General features: G+C 68.8%; 25 protein-coding genes and 1 pseudogene. 15 read left to right on the forward strand and 11 right to left on the reverse strand.

Annotation, left to right across the window (positions count from 1 at the left end):
- The first annotated feature begins 333 nt into the window (after positions 1-333).
- The 4 genes from Sspor_RS06860 (at position 334) to Sspor_RS41025 (ending at position 3,358) form a co-directional block, all read left to right on the forward strand.
- Complete coding sequence (locus Sspor_RS06860; protein ID WP_202198262.1) at positions 334-1,557, forward strand: hypothetical protein; 1,224 nt, start codon at positions 334-336, stop codon at positions 1,555-1,557.
- 988 nt (positions 1,558-2,545) lie between these two features.
- Positions 2,546-2,758, forward strand: a complete 213-nt coding sequence (locus tag Sspor_RS06865; protein ID WP_202198263.1) for a hypothetical protein — start codon at positions 2,546-2,548, stop codon at positions 2,756-2,758.
- Positions 2,759-2,800: 42 nt separating this feature from the next.
- Positions 2,801-3,040 (forward strand): hypothetical protein, encoded by a 240-nt coding sequence (locus Sspor_RS06870; protein WP_202198264.1) that lies wholly within the window; start codon positions 2,801-2,803, stop codon positions 3,038-3,040.
- A gap of 189 nt (positions 3,041-3,229) precedes the next feature.
- The gene (locus Sspor_RS41025) at positions 3,230-3,358 is read left to right on the forward strand and encodes a hypothetical protein (RefSeq protein WP_272934830.1); all 129 of its coding nucleotides are present in this window, start codon (positions 3,230-3,232) and stop codon (positions 3,356-3,358) included.
- 57 nt (positions 3,359-3,415) lie between these two features.
- Here the strand turns inward: Sspor_RS41025 and Sspor_RS06875 are convergent, their stop codons facing one another.
- Both Sspor_RS06875 and Sspor_RS40315 read right to left on the reverse strand, forming a co-directional pair.
- A complete protein-coding gene (locus tag Sspor_RS06875; RefSeq protein ID WP_202198265.1) occupies positions 3,416-4,453 on the reverse strand; it encodes a serine hydrolase domain-containing protein in 1,038 nt (345 codons plus the stop codon).
- 80 nt (positions 4,454-4,533) lie between these two features.
- Positions 4,534-4,807 (reverse strand): annotated as a pseudogene (locus Sspor_RS40315) (glycosyltransferase); the annotation flags it as partial.
- 426 nt (positions 4,808-5,233) lie between these two features.
- Between Sspor_RS40315 and Sspor_RS06880 the strand changes: the two are divergent.
- From Sspor_RS06880 to Sspor_RS06890, 3 genes are read left to right on the forward strand one after another with little or no spacing between them, the layout of a single operon-like run.
- Positions 5,234-5,449, forward strand: a complete 216-nt coding sequence (locus Sspor_RS06880) for a hypothetical protein (RefSeq protein ID WP_202198266.1) — start codon at positions 5,234-5,236, stop codon at positions 5,447-5,449.
- Positions 5,449-6,129: a restriction endonuclease gene (locus tag Sspor_RS06885; protein ID WP_202198267.1), complete on the forward strand. Its 681-nt coding sequence runs from the start codon at positions 5,449-5,451 to the stop codon at positions 6,127-6,129. The genes Sspor_RS06880 and Sspor_RS06885 overlap by 1 nt, the downstream gene beginning before the upstream one ends.
- 42 nt (positions 6,130-6,171) lie before the next feature.
- Positions 6,172-6,885, forward strand: coding sequence for a restriction endonuclease (locus Sspor_RS06890; protein WP_202203517.1), 714 nt, complete (start codon positions 6,172-6,174; stop codon positions 6,883-6,885).
- Between the two features lie 219 nt (positions 6,886-7,104).
- On the opposite strand, the gene Sspor_RS06895 is transcribed toward Sspor_RS06890, so the two are convergent.
- Positions 7,105-7,548 carry an NUDIX hydrolase gene (locus Sspor_RS06895; protein ID WP_202198268.1) on the reverse strand — a complete coding sequence of 148 codons (444 nt, stop codon included), beginning with the start codon at positions 7,546-7,548 and terminating at the stop codon, positions 7,105-7,107.
- 399 nt (positions 7,549-7,947) lie between these two features.
- Here Sspor_RS06895 and Sspor_RS06900 point away from each other — a divergent pair, with 399 nt between their 5' ends.
- The 5 genes from Sspor_RS06900 to Sspor_RS06920 all read left to right on the forward strand — a co-directional run bounded on the left by Sspor_RS06900 (position 7,948) and on the right by Sspor_RS06920 (position 11,768).
- Positions 7,948-8,148 carry a YozE family protein gene (locus Sspor_RS06900; protein WP_202198269.1) on the forward strand — a complete coding sequence of 67 codons (201 nt, stop codon included), beginning with the start codon at positions 7,948-7,950 and terminating at the stop codon, positions 8,146-8,148.
- Positions 8,149-8,252: 104 nt separating this feature from the next.
- Entirely contained in the window at positions 8,253-8,900 is a 648-nt protein-coding gene (locus Sspor_RS06905; RefSeq protein WP_202198270.1) for a hypothetical protein, read from the forward strand.
- A gap of 1,200 nt (positions 8,901-10,100) precedes the next feature.
- Positions 10,101-11,090: a hypothetical protein gene (locus Sspor_RS06910; protein ID WP_202198271.1), complete on the forward strand. Its 990-nt coding sequence runs from the start codon at positions 10,101-10,103 to the stop codon at positions 11,088-11,090.
- Between the two features lie 171 nt (positions 11,091-11,261).
- Positions 11,262-11,540: a hypothetical protein gene (locus Sspor_RS06915; protein WP_202198272.1), complete on the forward strand. Its 279-nt coding sequence runs from the start codon at positions 11,262-11,264 to the stop codon at positions 11,538-11,540.
- A 42-nt stretch (positions 11,541-11,582) separates the two neighbouring features.
- Positions 11,583-11,768 carry a hypothetical protein gene (locus Sspor_RS06920; protein WP_202198273.1) on the forward strand — a complete coding sequence of 62 codons (186 nt, stop codon included), beginning with the start codon at positions 11,583-11,585 and terminating at the stop codon, positions 11,766-11,768.
- Positions 11,769-11,925: 157 nt separating this feature from the next.
- On the opposite strand, the gene Sspor_RS06925 is transcribed toward Sspor_RS06920, so the two are convergent.
- From Sspor_RS06925 to Sspor_RS06945, 6 genes are all read right to left on the reverse strand, one after another.
- On the reverse strand, positions 11,926-13,041 hold the full coding sequence (locus tag Sspor_RS06925) for a hypothetical protein (protein WP_202198274.1): 1,116 nt from the start codon (positions 13,039-13,041) through the stop codon (positions 11,926-11,928).
- Between the two features lie 328 nt (positions 13,042-13,369).
- A complete protein-coding gene (locus Sspor_RS06930) occupies positions 13,370-14,029 on the reverse strand; it encodes a hypothetical protein (protein ID WP_308445527.1) in 660 nt (219 codons plus the stop codon).
- Between the two features lie 136 nt (positions 14,030-14,165).
- Complete coding sequence (locus tag Sspor_RS41310; protein WP_308445528.1) at positions 14,166-14,342, reverse strand: hypothetical protein; 177 nt, start codon at positions 14,340-14,342, stop codon at positions 14,166-14,168.
- Between the two features lie 56 nt (positions 14,343-14,398).
- The gene (locus Sspor_RS06935) at positions 14,399-15,190 is read right to left on the reverse strand and encodes a WbqC family protein (protein WP_202198275.1); all 792 of its coding nucleotides are present in this window, start codon (positions 15,188-15,190) and stop codon (positions 14,399-14,401) included.
- Entirely contained in the window at positions 15,135-15,800 is a 666-nt protein-coding gene (locus tag Sspor_RS06940; protein WP_202198276.1) for a YdcF family protein, read from the reverse strand. Before Sspor_RS06940 ends, Sspor_RS06935 begins: the two co-directional genes overlap by 56 nt.
- Entirely contained in the window at positions 15,797-16,921 is a 1,125-nt protein-coding gene (locus Sspor_RS06945; RefSeq protein ID WP_202198277.1) for a helix-turn-helix domain-containing protein, read from the reverse strand. Before Sspor_RS06945 ends, Sspor_RS06940 begins: the two co-directional genes overlap by 4 nt.
- A 156-nt stretch (positions 16,922-17,077) precedes the next feature.
- Here Sspor_RS06945 and Sspor_RS06950 point away from each other — a divergent pair, with 156 nt between their 5' ends.
- Positions 17,078-17,518, forward strand: a complete 441-nt coding sequence (locus Sspor_RS06950; protein ID WP_202198278.1) for a recombinase family protein — start codon at positions 17,078-17,080, stop codon at positions 17,516-17,518.
- A 54-nt stretch (positions 17,519-17,572) separates the two neighbouring features.
- Here the strand turns inward: Sspor_RS06950 and Sspor_RS06955 are convergent, their stop codons facing one another.
- Both Sspor_RS06955 and Sspor_RS06960 read right to left on the reverse strand, forming a co-directional pair.
- Positions 17,573-18,013: an SAM-dependent methyltransferase gene (locus Sspor_RS06955; RefSeq protein ID WP_202203518.1), complete on the reverse strand. Its 441-nt coding sequence runs from the start codon at positions 18,011-18,013 to the stop codon at positions 17,573-17,575.
- 117 nt (positions 18,014-18,130) lie between these two features.
- Positions 18,131-19,519, reverse strand: coding sequence for an NsdA family TPR-like regulatory protein (locus Sspor_RS06960; RefSeq protein ID WP_202198279.1), 1,389 nt, complete (start codon positions 19,517-19,519; stop codon positions 18,131-18,133).
- 306 nt (positions 19,520-19,825) lie between these two features.
- On the opposite strand from Sspor_RS06960, the gene Sspor_RS06965 reads away from it, so the two are divergent.
- Together Sspor_RS06965 and Sspor_RS41500 are read left to right on the forward strand one after the other, a co-directional pair.
- Positions 19,826-20,287, forward strand: coding sequence for an ATP-binding protein (locus Sspor_RS06965; RefSeq protein WP_202198280.1), 462 nt, complete (start codon positions 19,826-19,828; stop codon positions 20,285-20,287).
- Complete coding sequence (locus tag Sspor_RS41500) at positions 20,284-20,841, forward strand: DUF5999 family protein (RefSeq protein WP_373318747.1); 558 nt, start codon at positions 20,284-20,286, stop codon at positions 20,839-20,841. Before Sspor_RS06965 ends, Sspor_RS41500 begins: the two co-directional genes overlap by 4 nt.
- Positions 20,842-20,845 lie beyond the last annotated feature (4 nt).

Raw genomic sequence — 20,845 nt, forward strand, 5'->3', positions numbered from 1 at the left:
CCACGCTGTCAGCCCCGTGGCGGCTCACGATCCGGTCCCCGTCGGGCGTATTGCTATGCCAGGCCCCCCGTCTCGGCGGAGGCGCAGCAGCGTACGGAATCGACCTCAGGGCGTGAGGCGGTTCGGGCCGCGGAACAGGAACGCGGCCTCGCGGATCGAGTCCAGGCCGAGCATGACCATCAGGATCCGCCCCAGTAATCAACAGCGCAGCACCTCTACGCCCTGCTCGCGCCGCCCGCTGAGCAAAGGCAAGCACGGGCTGCGGCTGCCAGGACCGAAGGAACCTGACGCTGGCCCGGGCGGTTTGTCAGCGGCGGCCTTCACACTTGGCCCATGACCCCGGGCAACAGGCTCTTCAGCAACGGCGATCTCGCCGACACCCTGAACCACCAGCTCGGCCAGATCGCGAACGCGGTCGCCGGATGGAGCGAGAACGAACTGCTGACGCTTCCGCAGGCTGACGTCTACGAGGCTCTCAGAGCACGGTTCATCATCGACCCCATCGTCCTCGACCGGGACGGCATCACCGCCGAACCTATCGAGGACGGCTTGATGGCCACCCGCCACTTCGGCGAGACCGTCAACGTCAAAGTGACGACCGTGACCCTGGTCGTTCCCATCACAGGGGATCAAGCCCTCCTGGGACTCCGGCCCAACCACTACACGCACAACCCCCCGACTGCCACGGTCAGGAGCGGCGAGCTCAGGGTCAATTGGAGCGGGCCGGTCAATCCCGACCCGAGCGTCGTCCAGCAAGGTGTCGACAAGCAGCTCAGCGAGATCCAGCAGTGGATCGACTGGAGCACGGCCCAGGTCACCGTGCACAACGAAGCAGCAGGTCAGCGGATCGTCCGCGAAGTCCAGGCCCGCAGGGAGAGGGCTCTGGCCAACCGCGACCTTCAGGCGTCCTTGGGGTTCCCCATGCGGAAGCGCTCTGACGCGGACACCTACACGGTCCCGATCACTCGCAGGCGGATCGTTCCTCGCCGAACCACCCCCACCGCTCAGCCGTTCCGGCCGGAGCCGGCCCTCGACGAGAAGCAATACGAAGCCGCGCTGGAGGTGCTTTGGCACCAGCGGAACCAGCTCGAGCGCGCCCCCACCACGGTCGCGAAGATGGGAGAGGAGCAGATCCGGGACCTTCTCCTCGTTCACCTGAACGGCCACTTCGAGGGACAGGCTGCCGGCGAGGTCTTCAACAACGTCGGCAAGACGGACATCCTCATCCGCGTCGAGGACCGCCACATCTTCATCGGCGAGTGCAAAATCTGGCGCGGCCCCAAGACCATCACCGACACACTCGACCAACTCCTGAGCTACCTGACCTGGCGCGACACCAAAGCAGCCCTGGTCCTCTTCATCCGCTCCGGAGTCCCCAGCGAGGCCATCGCCAAGGCCGTCGTCAAGTTCCGCGAGCACCCCAGCTACAAACGAGAGGGACGACAGGTGACCGGGGAACGACACGACTTCGTCTTCACAGCCACCAGCGACCCCAACCAGGAGATCAAACTGGCCTTCCTCCCCTTCCACCTTCCCAAGCCGCGCAGCAACAGCTGACGAAGAACCAGGCAGCACGTTGACTACCGTCAGGAGCCATCAGCAGAACCAATGCGCCGTGCGTGACACCTCCCCGGAAGACCCAGGGCAACACGCACAGACTTGGCAGGGAAGCCGCCGCCTGGCTCGACCCGGCCCTCAGGTGCATCTGGCTTATCACCACCGCCAAGCCGAGTCCCGCCGAAGCAGAACGGCGGGCCTCCCGGATGCCGGCTTGGCGCGCCGCACCCCCTGATGCACTGAACGCCTTCGCGGAGGCCAACGCCAGGCTGTGGGCAGAGATCGCCAACGAGAATCCCGGGGCCTGGTCGAACTCGCTGCATGACGCTGCGCGCCAGTACGCGGCTTTCCGCAACGGCGCCTGACACGGGCGTCGGTCACCTCGCGATACCGTGTGCTGGCATGGATGGCCGCCCTCCCCATACTGATCCCGACTCGGACCATCGCCTGTGTGGGATCTGCCCCGCCCTGCGGTATCCGCGTGAGGACTTCATCATCTTCGACCGGCCGTGCCGCGAGGCACCCTTCGACCCGGCCGACGGACACCGGTACACCCTCGCCAGGGAGCCAGCCTGTGTGCACCCGCACAAGATCGGCATGCCGCCCGACCACACCGCGGCGCCGTACGAGCCTGCGCCGAGCTTCGCTCCTCCAACCCTCACACCTCGCCGATGGTGGCCCTGGGGCCGATGATGGAAGAGAATCTCACCGCGCGCAGCGGCCCCGGTATTTGGTCTGGCCCAAGGCGCGGTACCGCGGAGTCCCGTGCCGTCGTCGTGGTGGGGATGCCGGAGGGGGAGCGCCGCGGCAGGCAGTGTCAGCCGAGTCCTGACGCACCTCCACCCCGCCGGTCGCTGTCCCCAGGTGGGCGGACGCGGCCCCTGGCCCGGGATCCGGGCCCTCCGCCCGCTCGGCGTCCCTGCCCGTACTGCAAGCCCAACACCTTGCTCGGCGTGCTGGACGTACCGAGCCCGCGCACGCTGGAGGTATGCCTGACCGCACGCACATCGTCGTCCACCCCGCCACAACAGACGGTGGCCGTGCGGTGACGGCCCACGTATACGGCGAGGACGGGCCCCTCGGAACGGCTTACTCGTTCGCCGAGGTCGTCGACATGTTCCGTGCCGCTGGCCTGGAGACCGAGAAGGGCTGGCCGCCGATCCGCTGGCAGGGCGGCGAACCCGACGCTTGGGGCGGCTGACCTCGAGATGCCCGATCCGCAGGCACGTCGCAGGCTGGAGGGATGGAGCATGCGCCGATCCTCGTGCACCGAATCACCTCGACGGGCGGCCGGCGGGTCGTGATCCGAATCCGCGGCATCGACACCGTGCTCGGGGTCGCCCGCAGCGACCGGGACCTGATCGAGTTCCTGCGGCGTATCGACGTCCCCGACCCAGATGACCTGGTCCTCGGCGACTCACCGGCCATCGCCTGGCAGGGCGGGAACCCGCACGTGTACGAGGCCGAGTCCGACGAGCCCTGAAGCAGGCAGGCCGCGGTGCTCCGGGGGAAGCCGGGAGGACCCTCTGAACCCAGGATGACGACCTCGGCGTTTGCAACTCTCCTGACCCAGATGCTCTGAACCAGAGCCTCCCGTAGCACCTTGTAGTACGAACTGCGTGGGGTGAATCGCGGGCGAAGCCCTGCTGCCGGTGTCGCGACGGTGACAGCATTGATCTGGCCAGCGCTGCGGGAAAGGAGCGAGCTGGACAAGCTGGTCCTTGCCAAGTGGGTCATCAACCAGGAGGAATGGAAGCGGCTCCTCCAGGACATCGAAGGCCTCGCCCCGCGCGACTTCTAGCCACCCGCACCGCCGGCAACATCTGGGGGCCCGGCTTGGCCGGGCCCCCAGATGTGTTCAGGAGAAGGAGAGCTGCCGGAAGGTGTTGCGGACGTCGGTCAGGGGCTGACGGTCACGGGTGAAGTACAGCTTGTTGGTCAGCAGCACCGCCCATCGGTCCTGGGCGGGCCAGATCCACATGCCGGTGCCGGTGAACCCGTAGTGCGCCCACACGTCCTCGTCGTCGCTGGCGCCCGGCGCGGGATGCCAGAAGAGGCCACGTGCGGGCTCCAGGCCGCCGGTCTGCACGGTCAGGGAGTACGAGGTCCACTCGGGCCCGAAACCGGCCTCAGTGGATGTGGCGGGCTCCAGCATGTGCTGCAGGAAGCGGGCGAGGTCGTCGAGGACGGTGAAGACGCCTGCGATGCCGCACACCCCGCCCAGCAGACGGGCGGAGAAGTCGTGAGCCGTGCCTTTGAGGTGAATGCCGGTGTCCTGGTCGAGTTCGGTCGGCGCACAGCGGGCCGCGAGCTCGAGGGGCAGCGGACCGAAGCGGGTGGAGTCCATGCCCAGCGGCTGCCAGGTACGGGCGGAGGCCAGTCGCTCTAGGGTCTGACCGGATAGGTGTTCGGCGAGGTAGCCGAGGATGAGGGCCGCCCGGTCGGTGTACTCGACCGCCTCGCCCGGAGGCCGTTGGAGAGCTTCGCTCAGGACGCCGTCCCGGATCGCCTTCGGGGCGGTGCCGTAGAGGCTCTTGAGCTGGGCCCGCGCTGGGAGCCCCGCGGTATGCGTCAGCAGCTGTCGGGCGGACACCTGTCCGATCGGGTGGCCGGTCACCTCGGACCAGAAGGCGCCCAGAGGCCGGTCGAGGTCGAGGCGCCAGTCCTCCCACAGGGCTCCGATGGAGGCCCAGACGGCGAGGATCTTGGTGAGGCTGGCGACGTCGAAGACGGTGTCCGTCTGCATGCGCAGGTCGGGCTGGTCGGGGTCCAGAACGCCGACGGTGCCGCTGGCGAGGATACCGGCGGAGTTGCCGACGGCCCACACGACACCGGGGTAGACCTTGTCGCGAACCCCTTGGTCCAGCAGCGTCTCGATGCGGTCGAGGTCGATCATGGTCTCCCTGTTCGCCGTGGGGTCTCGCTCCGTCAGCGTAGTGACTGGGGACCAGCAGGTGGGGCTTCGGCACGGGTGGTTCAAACAAGCTGTCGGCCGAGTGCATTCAGAGCATCTGCGGTCGCCGAGCGCCGATAGCGGGCGGCGTTGCCGTACCCAGTTTCGCGGTAGGCCTTCAGCATGGTCGGGCTGGTACGTAGCCGGTGGAGGTAGCGGGCCCACGGTGCCGGACTGGGTGAAGTTGGTGGCCTCGGTGGCGGCGCCGAGGGCTTCGGCGAAGCCGGGGACGGGCTGGTAGAGGACGGGCAAGCCGCAGGGGTGGGTTTCGAGGGCGACCAGGCTCATGGCTTCCACCCCGGCCTGGCGTCCAAGCCCCACGACCCTCGCTTCCGTGGCAGGCATCGCGGGAATCAGCCCAGGGGCGGCACCGGCGCATTGCAGCTCCCAGCGCGCTCCGCTGCTTCTCGCCATTCCTCATTGACGTAGCACAGGGCGTGGCCGGGGCCGTCTCTGCACGTGAGAGGCACCCACTTGCTGCGCCTCGGGAAATCAGGCGCTCCGCGGTGGCGGCGGATAGGGGCCTTCGTCGCACGTCCGCTGAGGTCAGCGACTCAAGCCCGTAGCGTCTTGGGCTACAGGGCGGACCTGCCGCCAGTGGCTTGATGGCGCCCTGACGGGACTCGGCTTCGTGATGATCCATCAGTTTCTGTCAGAGCCCGCTGCTACACAAATTCCTGAGGGATGGGCCGCGCCCGCGGCCCGCCGACGGGAGGGGACACCATGTCGAAGGCGCCGGACGGCTTCCACCATGTACGCGCACACAACCGCCGTAATCCAAAGCCCAGGAGCGCCAAGCGGATGAGCGGCTGGATGATCGCCGGCCTGCTGGCCGGCGCATGGCTGTGGGGGCAGGTGTTCGGGTTCGGTGAATCGGCCGCCACTACGCCGCCGCCCATGGATCCGCACCCGGCTGCGTCCGCTCCGGTTGCTCGCTGATGGGGCGGAAGCGGCTGCGGCTGCGGGGCCCGCGCGGCGGGGCCGAGATCCTGTCGGCAGCCGTGGTGGTGCTAGCCGTGCTTGTCCTGGCCGTACGGATGGCTGCCGCGGCCGCCGACGCGCTGAAGGATGCCTGGCCGGTCCTGCTGGCTCTCGGACTGCTAGCGGGGGCCGGCGTCGTGTGGCGGTTCGTGCAGGTCGCGGGTGGACGGCGTCGTGAGGCCGAACGGCTGGCCGTCCTGCGGATCACCATGGCCGAGTTCGATGTCATGGACGACCGGCAGTTCGAGCATGCACTGCGGGATCTGTTGATCCGTGACGGATGGCCGGCCCGCCGTGTGGGCGGCGGTGGCGACCAGGCCGCCGACGTCATCGGTGACCATGCGCAGCGCGGCCGCATCGTCGTACAGGCCAAGCACACTCGGGTCGGTGGGAAGGTGGGCGCGCCGGTGATGTACGCGGTCAAGGGGACGGCCGGGCCGGCCCATAGAGCCGATCACGCTGTCGTCGTCACAAACGGCGCCTTCACCCGCGACGCCATGGCCTGGGGCGATCGGCACGATGTCCGCTGGGTCGACCGGGAGAAGCTACGGCGCTGGGCGGAAAACGGCACTGCGCTGCACGATCTCCTCGGGCTGTCCGCCCGCTCCCGCAAGGGCCGATTCAAGCGCGCGGCCTGATCGGCAGTCCCGCTCTTCATTCAACAGACTGTAGGGGGTGTGGTGTTCGACGAAGACGGGTCGCTCGACCCACTGCTGAAGTTCCTTCTGACCACCGTCCTCGTGCTGGCCGTGGCCAAGACGCTGTGGGAGTGGCTCACGGAGGACGTCAGCCGGTGGATCACCGTGGATCTGTGGGGACTGATCACTGATCACCCGTGGTGGACCGGATTCATCGTGGTTGGTGCACTGGTCACGCTGGTCCTGCTCGGCAAGCTGCTGTCCTTCCTGTTCGGCGACGACGCCTACACCTACGTCGGCGACGACGATAGCGACACGTTCGCCGCTCCGGTGGCCCCCGATTTGCTGACGTACAAGATGAAGCAGCTCTCCTCGATGAGCCCGTCGGGCTTCGAGCAGGCATGCGCAGATCTCCTGGCCCGTGACGGGTTCCGTCGCACATTGCGGGTTGGAGGCGCCGGTGACCTCGGCGTCGACGTCACCGCTCGCGACGACGAAGACCGTTTGCTGATCGTGCAGTGCAAGCAGTATCAAAACCCGGTCGGATCAGGGCACGTGCAGCAGTTCAACGGGACGGCGCGCCTCCACCACGGAGCCGACCTCCCGATCATGATCGGGCTCAACGGCTTCACACGGCCAGCGACCGACTTCGCCCAACACCACCGACTCATCCTCATGGGTCGCCCGGAACTGAAGAGGTGGGCCCACGGCCAACATCTGTACGACGTCCTTGGCATCCAGAGCACCATGCGATGACGGCAGCCCGATCATCCTCCAGCCGAAAGGACCGGAGCAGGCTCAATGTTGTTCAATCGGGGCCGCGAACTCCCCCACAGAACCTGGTGCGCAGACGGCAGTACGGACGGGTCCGAACCCGCCTGTACAACAGACCGCGATCAAGACCGAGCAGCGGGGAGGCTTCGCGGACCGCATCGTCTGGACTGGCAACCGCTGATCCGCGCTACTGAAGGCCGGCTACCTCCGTGGGTGGGTGAACCAAGAGGCGATCGAGGCCTTGTACCCGGCAGGCATGGGCAGTGCGCCGATCTCATCACGGTGGAAGAGACCGACCTTCTTGTGTTCGTGGCTCAGGGTTGGCGGATGGTCGGGCGTGAGGACCGTGCAGCCGTAGGTGACGATCAGGACGCGGCGGCCAGGGAGCGGCTCGTAGATCCAGGTCCCGCCCTCCAGCTGCGGGCCGGTTGCGACCATCCAACCCGTTTCCTCCCGGAACTCCCGTTCCAGGGCCAGGGTGGGACTCTCGTCGGCGGGATCCGATCCACCACCCTCCAACCCGATCTCTAACCAACCACCAGGCAGTTCCCACTCCGCTCGCTCGTTATGCAGGAGCAACACCCTGTGCTGGGAATCAAGGGCGACACCCTTGACGGACACGGGCCACAGCGAGGACTTGTACATAGGGCATCCAAGGAGACCGGAGTCGGTTTGGCTTCGGAACCTACCACCTGCAGCCTGGCCCCGAGTCGAGGTGCTGCCCTTGACCCTGGGCTCTTGATCACGGGGATTGCTCGCGAAATCGCAGACCTACAAACCAGTGCGGTCCCCGGCAGGGGCCCGCCGCTGGGGCGCCAGTTCGGCGAACATCGCCGAACGGGCGGTCATCGACTTCCACCAACTTGCCCCGGCGCCCAGGCGATCGGCAGGTAGCCGGGCGGGAGAGCCCCTCGGATGGTCACCCGCCCGGCCCGAGCGCGGCCCGGACGCAACCGTCCGCGCGCAGCAACCGGGAACGGGCAGTACGGGCCCACGGGCCACCGGTAGCGTGGGGACCGGCTGGACGAGTGAAGGGAGAGCGCCTTGAGCGAGTGGCTGGCCGCCTTCGCGGGGGAGAGCTCGGCGATCGGGGACCTCGCCAGGGACGCGGCGCCGGATCCCGGGTGGCCGCAGGGCCCCGACGAGCTCGGGGTGTTCCGCGAGCACGTGGAGGACCAGGGCGCCGTGGAAGCGGCTCTGGAGGGGCTGGAGCAGGCCTGGGAGCAGTACGAGGTGTGGAGCTGAAGCGCCGGCGCGCGAAGGCGGGGAAGCCACGCCGCCGGAAGAGTCCACCGCGGCCGCCGGGTCCGCGCTGCCCGCGGTGCCCCTCGACGTACGTGCGGGTGTGGGTGCCCGGCCCCCAGGTCGAGGTGCTGGTGGACGTGGCCAGGCCGGCGGCCGGGGTGCTGGAGGCCCAGGTCCACGCCGACGACATTCCCCGGGCCGGTGAGCGGTGGATGGCGATGTGCGCGCTGTGCGAGGCGGATCTGGGGTACCGGCCGCGTCAGCACGGCCGGCCCGCCTACGCCGCGGCGGTGGCCGCGATCGAGGAGGGGCCCTGGCCCCGGGCACGGGACTGGCAGGTCGCCGATCTGGACACGGACTTCTTCGCGACCGCGCTGCAGCGGCGGATCGACGCGTACGACGAGGAGCTGACGGGCGAGCCCGTGTTCGGCTACGGGCGCTCCCGGGAGTACGACCCGCCCGGCCGGGGCGGTCTCGAACGTGGTCAAGGCGTTGACCACGAGCCGTCAGAAACGCCGCCGAACGCGGGTGGTCAACGCGTTGACCACCCGCCGAACGCGGAAGAGGCGGTCCAGGCGATGTTGGCCGCGCGCGCGGCGCAGACGGCGGCGCTGGAGATGCTGGAGGTGGCGCTGCGCGCGGAGTACGTACCGGGCGGCGGGCGGGACCTGTCGCGCCAGGCGGCGCCCGCGATGTCGCGCCCGCTGGTGCTGCGGGCCCTCGCCGGAGTCCTTCAGGAACAGGCCGAATAGACCCTCCTCTGGGCATTCCCCATATCACCCCGCAGCGGCTTCGGGCCGCCTTCGGCTAATTCCCTGATTTCTCCTTCCGGAGCGCCTCGAAGCGGATATGGTCATCTCGCTAGACCCTCTGCCGCGTGGCGCGTTGGGTGGTGCCCCTGGACAGGTAACTCGGGAATTCAGATACCCGGGTGCCGCCACCAGGGGTACGCATCCGGTGTGCTCCGAGCAGGAGGAAGGGCATCCATGGATGCCGAGCACGAGGCGAGCGGTCCTCGCCGGCGGGATCGATGGAAGCGGGTAAGGACCCGTAGCCACCTGGCAGTTCGCGCCGCGACTCCGTACGTGGAGCTGCTCGCCGCCGTCACGACGCTGGTCGTGACGCTCCGGTAGCTGGCCGGGCCCGTTTCAGTCGGGCCCGGCCAGCCGTCCGGGGGTGAGGTCCGTCGCGGTTGTCCGCGGCGGACCTTCGCCGTTACGAGCGTCGTAACGCGGGCTCGTAAGCTGTGACACATAAGAGTGTACAGGGGCGACAATCCTCGGCGCCGTACGCTTGTTAAATCTTCCGTGGATTCTTATGTGGTGAACCCATTTCAATGGTTCCCGTGGATATTTGGTTCGTCAATGCTTCCCGTGGATATTTGGTTCGTGACGTATGTTCGTGACGTATGTTCGCGGCGTTCCTGGAAGATACAATCGGTGCTTTGTCGGGGCCGGTTTGGTCCACCGTGTCTCCGGTAGGCGCTCTGCGGGTCGTACAGCACCTCTCCATACGCGTACCGCCTGCTCGGAGGGGGGTCACCTACTAACGCTAGTAGGTGATACGTCGGCTCCCCGGCGCTGCCGGCGCCGCGGCCCTGCGGGTGGCCACCCCTCAACGTTTGAGGGGTGGCCACCCGCAGGGCCGCCAGAACGGCGATTCTGTCAGCGACTGCCAGAATATCGACCCACAGAAAGGCCCCGTGCGCGGCCGAACGCGGAGTGGCCGGTGCGATGGGATCTCCGTCACGCGGGAGGTCGCCAACGGGTCGCGTGCGGCTTCGCGGCCCTCCGGAGCCCGGACGAAGCCGCCACGCTCCCCCGCCAGCGGCCCGCTACACCCCCATTCGGGCTTGTGTCGCGCGGTTAGGGTCCCCTTACCTCCTATTCCTGTAAGAGTGCGAGGTAGGGTACGGAGCTTCAGGTGACCCGGCGTCAGCAAGGATTCAGGCCTTGAACGTTAGCGAAGGTAACGACGGTGAAGTGCCCGAGCCACGCTCCGAAGCCCAGACGGCACCGGCCGCGCACCAGGTCGACTTCCCGCCGGTGCAGAACGGCGTCGACTACCTGGACAGCGTCGCCGACCAGCTGCGCTCCGGACAGCCCAGTCCGCGGAACCTGAAGTACGCCGTCCTGCACCTCCAGGCCGCCGCCGAAGTCCTGCTCAAGGCGCGTCTGGTGCAGGAGCACTGGAGCCTGGTCTTCAAGGACCCCGGCACCGCCAAACGCGACCGGTTCGAGGCCGGCGACTTCGACAGCTGCACCACAACCGGAGCCATCGGCCGGCTGCGCGACATCGCCGGCGTCGCCGTCGGCGACAAGCCCGCCAAGAGCCTGGCCATCCTCGCCAAATGGCGCAACCGCCTGCAGCACTACGGACTCACCGCCCCCGCCCCCGCCGTCGAGGTCACGGCCGCCCAAGTCCTGGACTTCCTGGTCGCGTTCGTCCACGACGAACTGCTGCCCGCCCTGCCCGGGCCCGAGGCCGCGGAGGCCGCCGCCGACCTGGAGTCGGTCGGCACGAAGGTCCGCAGCATCACCAGCTACATGGCCGCCCGGCTCAAGCGCCTGGCCGACGAGCTCAAGGACGCCGCGGACCGCACCGTGATGTGCCCGGTCTGCGACCAGTGGGCCCTCATCCTCGGCAACCCCGCCATCGTGATGGACTGCCGCTTCTGCCACACGACCTGGCCCAACGCCGTCCTGGCGCTGGAGGAGTACTACGAGGTCAACCTGCTCGACGCGAACGTCCAGGACTGCCCCGAGTGCACCCAGCACACCCTGGTCGTCGAGTCGGTAGGCACCGTAGCCGCGCCCGGGGCAAGCAGCTCCGTGTGTTTCTGCTGCGGCACGAACTTCGAGGTGGCCGCGCAGTGCACCGACTGCTACAACGTCTTCATCCCCGACCCCGTCGAAGACCACGGACTCTGCGGGAACTGCTGAGAGCCCCGCACATCCACCGCGCGGCGAACGGGCCCCCGGCCCGCCCGCCCGCACCCGCACCCGCACCCGCACCCGCGACAAGGGAGCCCCGCCCTCTACCCCGACCTCGACACCCCACCACCGCGTGCACCGCCCACTCGACGCAGTGCACGCCCAACGGCAGGAACCGACGTGCCCGACGTGTCCGAGGCCGAGATCATCAACGCCGAACTCGTCGAAGACCTGACCGTGATGCCGGCGACCGTCACTCCGACCGCACCGTCGTACGCGCTCACCCGCCACACCCTGCTCGGCCCTGGCGAGCCCCCGCCTCTCACCGACGAGGCGTCCCAGTTCACGGAGATCGGCTTCAAGGTCCCCAAGGACGTGAAGCGGCGCGCGAACGAGGGCGGCGCCCGCAACACCCACGTCAACCGGAAATCCAGCCGGGCCCGCTTCAACCGGGGGTGAACCGGAGCAGTCCGCGGCCTCATCCTGAAGTACCTGGTCAAGGTGCTGACCGCGATCAACGAGACCACCAACCTCCTCGTGCCTCATGTCCGCCTGGACACCGAGGGCGTGTGGGTGTGGACCGCGAAGTCGAGGACGCGCCGGAGCGGTAAGGCCCGCCGGCGGTTCATCCGCGACCGCCCCGACTTCCAGCTCACCTTCCTTGTCGGGGGTGATGACGATTTCTAATGAGCAGCCGAGTCGTCGTGGGGGTCCGGGCGGCCAATCGTCAGCAGCCACGGTTCGGCAGAGTTCTGAAAGCCACACCCGGGCCCCCTGGGTGGGCCAACCATACGAAGGGCTCGCCCAGTCCCGTGGAAGAACGTAGGGAGTTCTGAAGCTTGGCTCATTCCTGAGCAGGAGCTGGACTGCGGCCATCATCGATCAGCTCGGCAAGAGCGGGATGGCGGACCGCCCATGCCCTGTAAGCAGCTGTGAGAGCCTGCTGCTGCCTCGGGTTGCCCCGGCGGTGTCCCTCGGCGCTTGGCATGATGAATCGGTGCCAACGCTTGGGCACCGCTCGCAACATGCTGGCCTGCGCCTCAGCAAGACGTAGGTGCCGGTCGAAGTCCTCACTCCAGTCCGCGTCGGTGGCCAGGAACTGCCTACGGATCGCGACCACGAACGGGACCATCGCCGAGAACCGGTCCGGGCTCGCCATGACCGCTCTCTCGACCACCAGGCTCAGCGCGGGCCACTGCAGTGACCGGTCGAGCCTCGAACCCAAGTAGCACAGCGTGTGGGCGTAGTGCAGCATCGCCTTCAGCGTGTCGCGTGCCTGCTCGATCTCAGCGCTTCCAGCATCTGCCACCGCGGCGCGCACCGCATCGAGGTTCACGAACGCCAGATCGCGGGCCGTGAGGGTGTCATCGAGGTCAAATCCGAGGTTGTCGATCGTGTCGATCACCTCGTCATCGCTCGGCGTGCCACCGAGCAGCAAGGTGAACAGCACCGTGAACGCGAACCGCATCGACTCCGCCGCGTCGGCGGAGGAACGCCCGAACGCATTCGCGCGCTTGAGTGCCTCGACCCACGCTCGCACTGACGCACGTCTGCCGGCCCGGCCGGTCAGGGCATGGGCAAGACGTTCGGCGTCCTCACTGATGGAGCCGCACGCATCCCGGTCGAGCAGGCCGAGGAAGACAAGATAGCTGGCGCGCAGGCGGTCGACCTCGACGTATCGGCCCGCCCACAGCAGTCTGATGCGCACCTCGTCGAACGAAGCCTTCGCTCCGGCGAACAGCAGGGGACGCGCTTCGAGCAAGGCGCGCACCGCGTCGGCTTGGATGGCCGCGTCCGGGGGATGCACGGAGACGGACCCCGGCACGCCCGACCGGTGCGACTGCACCGGAGGCTGGAGGCATCCCTGTTCGCGCCACCGCTCGATCTGACGTGGTTGCACTTTGATCACTTCGGCCAGCTCGCGGTCGGCACGGCTGTAGTCGCGGGTCACGGTCGCCAAGCCAACAGCATGTACCCGTGATCATGCAGGAGTCCCCGAGAAGCCGATTGCGACTCTGGATCCATGACTACGCGCCGTGTACCGAATCTCCGCCCCAGAGCTATGACCACCCTCGTGGTTGCCGGGTTCGGCCACCCACCCGTGATTGCGACGGTCGGCCTACTGCTGCTCAGTACCGTTGCTCTTGCCACACTGCTGCTCAGCACCGACGACCGGACCGTCCCCCAACGAATCTTGCTGTTGGCCTGCGTCCTGCTGCGCGCCGACCCGCGCACCGCGCTGCTGCCCGGTGGGCAAGCGTGTGCGGTCCGTCCCGGTCCAGGCGCCACTAGGCCGACGCCGCGGTGAGCGCGACGAGCTCGCGGACACCGGCGACGCGCGGGTATCGGGTGTGGAGTTCGGTGACGATCCGCCTGATCGGGGGCCGGTCGCGAACTTCCGAGCGGGCTACCCGGGCGGCCTTGAGGAGCTCGGCGGCGGCCTGCTCAGGCTTGCCCCGTTGGAGCCAGGCGCGCCCCAGGTCAGTGTGCATTCTGCCCTTGCGCTCTGCGGTGGCGAACTGGCCCGGGTGCAGGGTGCGGCCGGCTTCGAGGGCTTTGCCGGCGTCGCCGAGGGCCCAGTGCACGCCGACGGCGTACAGGTTGATGGCGGCCGGGGTGATGGGGAACAGGCGGCCGGGCGGGGGCTGGCTGGGGAGGTCACGCGCGGCCCGGGCCGCTTCTCGAATCATGGTCAGAGCCTGGTCTCGGTCGTCGGCGATGGCCGCGGTGTACGCGGTGGAGGCGAGCATCTGTGCGTACGCGGAGACCTGCGCGTCCGTGTTCAGGCCGGTGGCCTCGATCCGCGCAACCGCGGCTTCCACATGGCGTTGCGCGGCGGCCTCCTGTCCCTGGTGGCGCAGGACTGCGGCGAGCTCGCGGGCGGCGGCCGCCGCCGCGAGGGGTGAGCCGGACACCTCGGCGTACGTCGCGGCCCGGGCTGCGGTCAACCGGGACTTGCTGTACTCGCCCAGCTTGTTGAGGACGGTAGCGGCGAGGGTGTAGGCGGAGGAGAGTCGGGCGTAGCCGAATTCGCGGCGGGCAGCGGCGGCGTGGTGGGCATCGCCGAGCAGGCCGGGCAGCTGCTCAAGGAGACGGGTGTGGTGTCCGGCGTCGAAGAGCGCGCGCGGTGTTGAGGCGCGTGTCGATGGGGACCTGGGATCCGCTGGGGTCGGGCGTGGCGCCCAGGGCCGCGTCCAAGCCGCCGAGGAGGCTGAGGGGTGCGGCGAGGCCCACGGCGGCGATGACGGTACGGCGGCGCATCGGGTGCTCCTCGGCAAGCAGCGGATCTGCAGGAACTCGAGGCTTTCGTTGTGTGGTCACGCCGCAGTCTCCAACGCGATTTGGGCCCCAGGCAGAACCGGGAGCCGGTCTGCCAAGTCGGCCGGGCCGAGGGATGCCAGGGCCCACAGGGCACTGACTCGGCGGCCGGAGGACCAAATGCTGGTCTCCGGTGTCAGGAACGGGATGACGCCGATCCCCTCGGCGAAAAAGGGGCTCTCGTCCAGGTAGCCCATGCCGCCGGGTCCGCAAAGATACTGGCGGGCGCCGGCGGCGGCGGTGAGGTCGGCGAGCCGTTGGGACCGGCCGGGCCGGGCGGGGAGTTCGCTGCTGCGGAGAATCTGGCCCTTCCAGCCGACCAGATCTAGCAGGCTACGTGTGGAAGCCTCGGCGACGGACGCGGTCCGCCCGGTTTCGAACGCGGCTGATACCGAATTCAGAGCCTGCGCGAGGGCAGACCAGTACGGGCTGGCTCCGTAGTGCTGTCGCAGCATCGACTCGGTCCGGCGCCGGGCGAGGTCGGCATCAACGATCAGAGCCTCGCTGATGACTGTCTGGCGTCCACGGGGCAGGTGGGTGGGGATGGAGAGCCACTGAGTCCGTTCCTGGTCGTTCATGGCAGCCAGCCGGGTGCGGTGCTGGTAGTCGCGGCGGGTGAACTGGACGTCGTCGAGCACGACCCAGCTGTCCGCCGCGAACAACTTGGCCAGTGTCGTCAGCCTCGGGAACAGGTTGGGCTGGTGGATGGCACACAGCCCACCCGGAGCCGGGGAATCAGGAGATGAGGCGGCTGGTGAAGCCTTCGCTAATGAGGGATTCGTACGCGTCATGCACGTCCTCCGGGACTTCCTGGGCGATAGCGAACCCGTTCTTCGGATATTCGATCACCCGTTGGAGATCACCGACGAGCATGTCGAGGACGAGCTTCTCGTCTCCGATGCTCTTGAGGTAGTCGTCCAGCTCTAGCGGCTCCGAGGCACAGATGATCTCGACCTCGGGCCACAGCTTGCGGGCGGTGGCGAAGGACCGGCGCTCCATATACGGCTTGGAGACCAGCATGACGGACTTCGGGATGATGCCGTTCGCGGCCAGGAGTTCGCGGCTGAGGGTGATGTTCTGGCCGGTGTTCGCGGCGTTCGGTTCGACAAGGATCGCCTCGTCGGGGACACCGAGTTCGAGGGCGTGCTCGCGGAAGTGAACCGCCTCGCCGCGGGGGAACCGGACCCGGGTGGTGGGGCTGTTCCCGCCGGTGAACACGAGGACTGGGAAGAGGCCGGCGTGATACAGGTCGGCCGAGGCTGCGGCGACGCCGAGGTCATGACTGCCTAGTCCGATGGCGACGTCCACCGGGGCCAGGGCGTGGCCCACCTGGTGGAAATCCCAGATCAGCTTGGCCTTGCGCCACTGGTCCTCGGTGATCGTCTGCTGGATGTCCGTCACGCGCTCTTCTCCCTGGTCACCGTCGTCGGGGGCGGGTGGCCCCCCTCGCTCATGGCCCTGATGCCCTCGATACTGGTCAGCTGGTGGCTGAGGCCGAACTGCCCGGCCAACTTCGCCGCTTCGTCGAGGACGTGAAGGCCATCATCGCGGGTGGCCGGGTCGGACAGCAGGATGTGGCCATGGGCAGTTTCCAGGCGGACCCGCTGCATCGGCGCGTCGGTGGCTGCCGTTCTGCGGGCAATCCCGATGAAGTGCAGAGCGTTGGTCAGGTCGCCGGCGCCCCGGTGGGCGAGGGCGAGTTTCTGGTGGGCGACTGACCAGTCCTCGGGCTCAGCTAGGTCTTCGAACTCCCGGGTCGCGGCGAGCATGACGCGGGAGGCGTAGGTGTGGTTGCCGTCCTTACTCAGGGCTGTTCCCACCCACAGCCGGGCCCGGGCTCGGTCGCGGCGGGAGAGGCGGTCGTCGACGGCGAGGGATTCGTACTGCTGGGCGGCGATCTCCAGCCTTCCCGACATCTCCGCGATGACAGCCAGGGACAGGTCGAGCTGGGCGATCCGGCGGGGAATCTCTAACTGCCCGAACAGCGTCTTGGCCAAGGCGTAGGAGTGCTGGGCCGATAGCGGGCCGATCACGGCCCCCCGGTCACGTTGGAGGTCGCCCAGCAAGGCGGTTGAGCGGGCGAAGAGGTAGAGGCCTTTGTCATCGAGCGTGGTCGGTGTAAACCGTCCGAGCCAACGGTTGATCAGGCTGTCGGCGAAGGTGAAGTCCTGCCGGGAGAGGGCCACCACGGCCCGGTCGAGATCGTCGGTCCACGATTCGTACTCCCAGGCCAGCGGCCCGCTCGTCGTGACTCTGCGGGCAGAGGCGGCGGGAGTGGTTCGGCCGGCTTCGGACAGGAACGTCTCGAAGCGGAGGTGGGCGGCGGCATCGCCGCGGGCCAGAGCGGTATCCAAGATCGCCTGGGTGTCCTGGCGAGGCTCGGTCGCGGCCAGGAGTTTCTCCCACTTGGAGATCGTCCTGATGCTGACGCCGAGATCGCCGGCGAATGCTCGGACACTCAGCCGCAGCGCGAAACGCAGGGCTCGGGCCTCCAGGCCGGTCCAGTGGTGCACGGTCGCCACACGTCGCTCCCTTCCTGCTGCCATCGAAGCACGGTCCGCACCAGCGGGGGGACGCAAGTGCAACGGAAGTACAACAGGCGTCCATTTCCGTGGTGGTGGACCAGGTCCAGGCTGAGAAGTGCCACCAGCCGACGGACCTTGGGATGGACAACCGGGATGGAACCCCTTACCGAGCATCGCGGCGTCAGCGGTCCAGTCGTCTACGGCTACCTCAGGGTGGTCCGGGTCTCCCCGGCGCGCCAGACGGCACTGAGCGAGGCTCTGGCCGAGTACTGCCGCCAACACGAGCTCAAGCTCTCGGGGGTGTTCACCGACCGGGAAGCCGGCAGCGGGCCGTCGATGGCGTTCACCGGCCTGATCGACGTCCTGGAGCTGCCCGACACCTACGGCGTCGTTCTCCCTGCCGCCTCCCACCTGGGTCCCAAGGGGATAGCTGCACCGAAGGAGGCCCGGATCGTGGCGGCCGGAGCCCGGCTGCTGCTGGTTCGAGGCCGCGATGGGCGCCGCCCGGACCGCCACAGTGCGGCCGGGCTGGGACCGGCGCCGGTGCGTCGCTTCGGTCCAGTCCCCACTCCAACACCGGTCACCGGGAGGTGAAGCACGATGCGTGACCAGAGGCGGTGCCTATTCGGTCTGCTGCCCGAGCAGAGCTCAGCTCGTACGGTCCGCGGCAGGGGCCCAGTAGGTCGGTTCCAGCATTTCGCCCGGCCAGTCCGGCTGAGTAACCGGACCTCGCGGCCCCATCTGTTCGAAGTACGGGGCAATGTCGTACACGGGCGTGCCGTCGACTGCGTCGAGGTCGGTGACGTGCAAGTCGCGCCCGACGACCTTGAGGAGGCGGGGGAACGACGTCGCGAGCTGGTTGGGCCGGCGGTGGTTGCGGTGGACGAACGTTCCGGTCTCCGGCCAGCGTGCATCGCCGCGCGGGCTGCGGGCATGGAGCTGGACGTCGTCCGGGGAGGCCTGGTCGAAGTGCCACACGATTACGAGGTGGGAGAAGTCCTCGATGCCCTGGAGCGTTTCGAGCGGGAACCGGTCGTCGAGGCGGATCACCGATTCGACTCCGCCCTGGTAGTCGTCGGCGACGGTCATGTGGCCGCCGACGACGGTGGCGATCTGTGTGATGTTCAGGGTGGCGGGCACGGTGTTCCCCCGTCTGCCGCACCGGCCCGCTCGAGGCTGCCGCGGCTGTGTGGTGTGTTGGCCCGGTCAGCCTACGTCGCGCAAGACGGTTCGGGCCCGCTGGTCGAGGTCTTGTGCGGTGCGGCCGCCGCGGCCCTTGATCGGGGAGAGCGTGCTGCGCATGCGGGTGACGGTGTCGCGGGTTCGGGCGGACTGGATTCCAGCCATCGCGTCCAGGGCCTGGGTCCAGGTCGTGATGGCCGCATCCAAGTGTCCCTGGCGAGCCTGGACTTCGCCGAGGTATCCGAGGGTCACGGCGTGGGTGCGGGCAAAGGGGAGCGCGCGGGTGCGGACGCTGCGCTCGAATGCGGCTTCGGCGCCCTTGAGGTCGCCGAGGTCGCGCAGTGTGGCGGCGGTTTCGTGGGCGAGGGAGGCTTCGCCGAAGAACCAGACGCGGCTGGGCTCGTCGTCTCCGGCCTGAGCTCGACCGAGGTCTCGCTCTGCCTGGAGGAGCGCGGTCGCGGCTTCCTTGCTGCGGCTGTCGGCGGCCAGGGCGCGGGCGTGGACGACTCCGATGAGGGCCTTTTCGCGCCAGCTCGCGTGGGTGTAGCGGTTGTCGGCGAGGGAGGCGGTGGACAGCCGAACGGCCTGGGCGGGCTGGTTGAGGTCTACGGCCTGGTGGGCCATGGCCCGAAGGACGTGGCCGGCGAGCGGGGCGTCCCGGGCCTCTTCGGCGAGTTGTGTGGCGAGGGTGAACCAGTGCAGGGCGACGGGGTGTTCTCCTGCGTCGAAGGCGGTCCATCCGGCGACGTAGGCGAGCTCCCCGGCTGCCGAGGTCATGGAGCGGCGGACCTCTTCCGAGGGGAAGCGTCCGGCGAGGTACTGCGCGACGTCGGTCCGCAGGTAGGCGACGAGTGCGGTGCGGCCGGCTCCGCGGCCGCCGCGTTGCTGGTCACGGCGGGAGAAGAAGGCGGTCATCTCGCGGACGCTTTCGACGTCCTGCACGGTGACGGTGTGCGCCGCGACCGGTGTGCGGGCTCGCGCGCGGTCGGAGGCCTCGCTCCACCAGCGGGTGGTGGGAATTGCCAGGCCGGCGACGGAGTATGCCGAGCCGGCCAGTACGCGCCGACGGTCCATGTCCAAGTCAGTGCTCCCGAGGTCCACCAGGGTCGTCAGAGTGTCGGCGCTCCACTGGGGTGGCCGCGGGTCGGGTCCCTCAGTGTCGGCGAGGCCGATGTCGGTGAGGGTCACGGTGCGGCCGAGGCCTTGCGAGAGCGTCGCGGCCAAGATAGACGGCGCGCGGCCGCTCGGGCGCACGCCGGCGATCCATCGGGCGATGTGCGACTGCGTCAGGTTCCGCAGCTCGGCGGCACCGTTCTCCGCTGCCACGACGCTCATGCGGGCGGCCAGACGCCCCTGCGACAGGCCCAGTTCCCGCACGACGGCTTCCAGCCGGAGGTTGCGCGTGCGCTCCATGGTGCGCCCCCGTCTCCGAAACGATCTTTCATTACGTTCATTGACCCCGCGCTATCGACGGGATACCCACCGGGCCGCGAACGCGGTTCTCTCGTGAAGACGATATTCCTCCAACGCCCCCTGGGTGCGCGGAAATCGTCGACGCCATCCCCATGGGTGCGCGGCAACTGGCGCCTCTGGTGTGTGGCCGGCGAGGAGAAGCCCCCTGATGAACCACTCGGCGCCGGTGGCGCCTTGCCTTCGTGGACACCACCAGTCGGCCCCGTGCGTGAGGGAGCAGACCGGACGGCTCAAGGAGAACGCGTGATGAGCGAATCCCCTGCCCTCTCTCCCCCGGGCTGCGAACCGGCGGTGGCCTGCTTCAAGGCCGTGTTCCCGGCCACCCAGTCCGCGATCGGGCCCGTGCGGCGCCGGCTGCGCGGCTGCCTGGAGAGAGCCGGGCTGGCCCAGATCGCGGACGACGTGGCGTTGGCCGCGAGCGAGCTGATGACCAACGCGGTCGTGCACGGATGCCACGGCCTTCCGTCCACCTGCAAGGTGACCCTCACCGCGGAGTGGACCGGCAAGAGGCTCCGCGTGGCAGTGGACGACCCCTCCGACGCTCTGCCCGCCGAGCAGGAAGCGTCGGCCTACCGGGCCGGTGGGCGCGGTCTGACTCTGGTGGACGCGCTCAGCCACCGGTGGGGGGTGGAGCCCGGCTCCCGCGGGTGCGGGAAGTCCGTCTGGCTGGAGCTCGACCTGTTCGCCGCCGAGGAGCGTGTCGCATGAACCTTCGTACCCTGACCGCCGCTCGCCGCGCCCCGGGGCGCAGACCGACTGCCGTGCGTTCAGCGGCTGTCGCGGCCCGGGAGACCTGCGAGCTGCTGTTGGCCGAAGACGCTGCGGTGGTGAAGAGCGACCAGGACGTGCGTGATCTGCGCCTGCGCCTGCGGCGCCACCTGAAACGGCTCGGGTCCGTGGCGGCCGGCGCCCGCCCGGCCCAGCCCAGCCTGGCCCGCCTGGTTGAGACGGCACGCCGCTCCGCCGCCCAGGCGCCTCCGGCCGGGCTCGGGGAGGCCCAGGCCTACCTGCGGCGGCTGGCTGGGGAGGTGAAGGCGGTCCTGGCCGAGATGGGCCGGTGCGGGCTGGTGTGCGTGCACCCGCGGGAATGCCCTCCCGCTCACGCCCCGGACCGTGCCGCCGCCCACATCCGCAAGGACTTCCCCGACATCGGATGCCGCCTGTTGTGCAACGGCTTCCTTTCCTTCGACGACACGGGCGGGCTGGCGCCGGATGGAAGCGTCGATCCGCCCCACAGGACCGGTCACGCTGTGCCCCGCTGATCCG

This window comes from Streptomyces spororaveus (assembly GCF_016755875.1).
Classification (GTDB): domain Bacteria; phylum Actinomycetota; class Actinomycetes; order Streptomycetales; family Streptomycetaceae; genus Streptomyces; species Streptomyces spororaveus.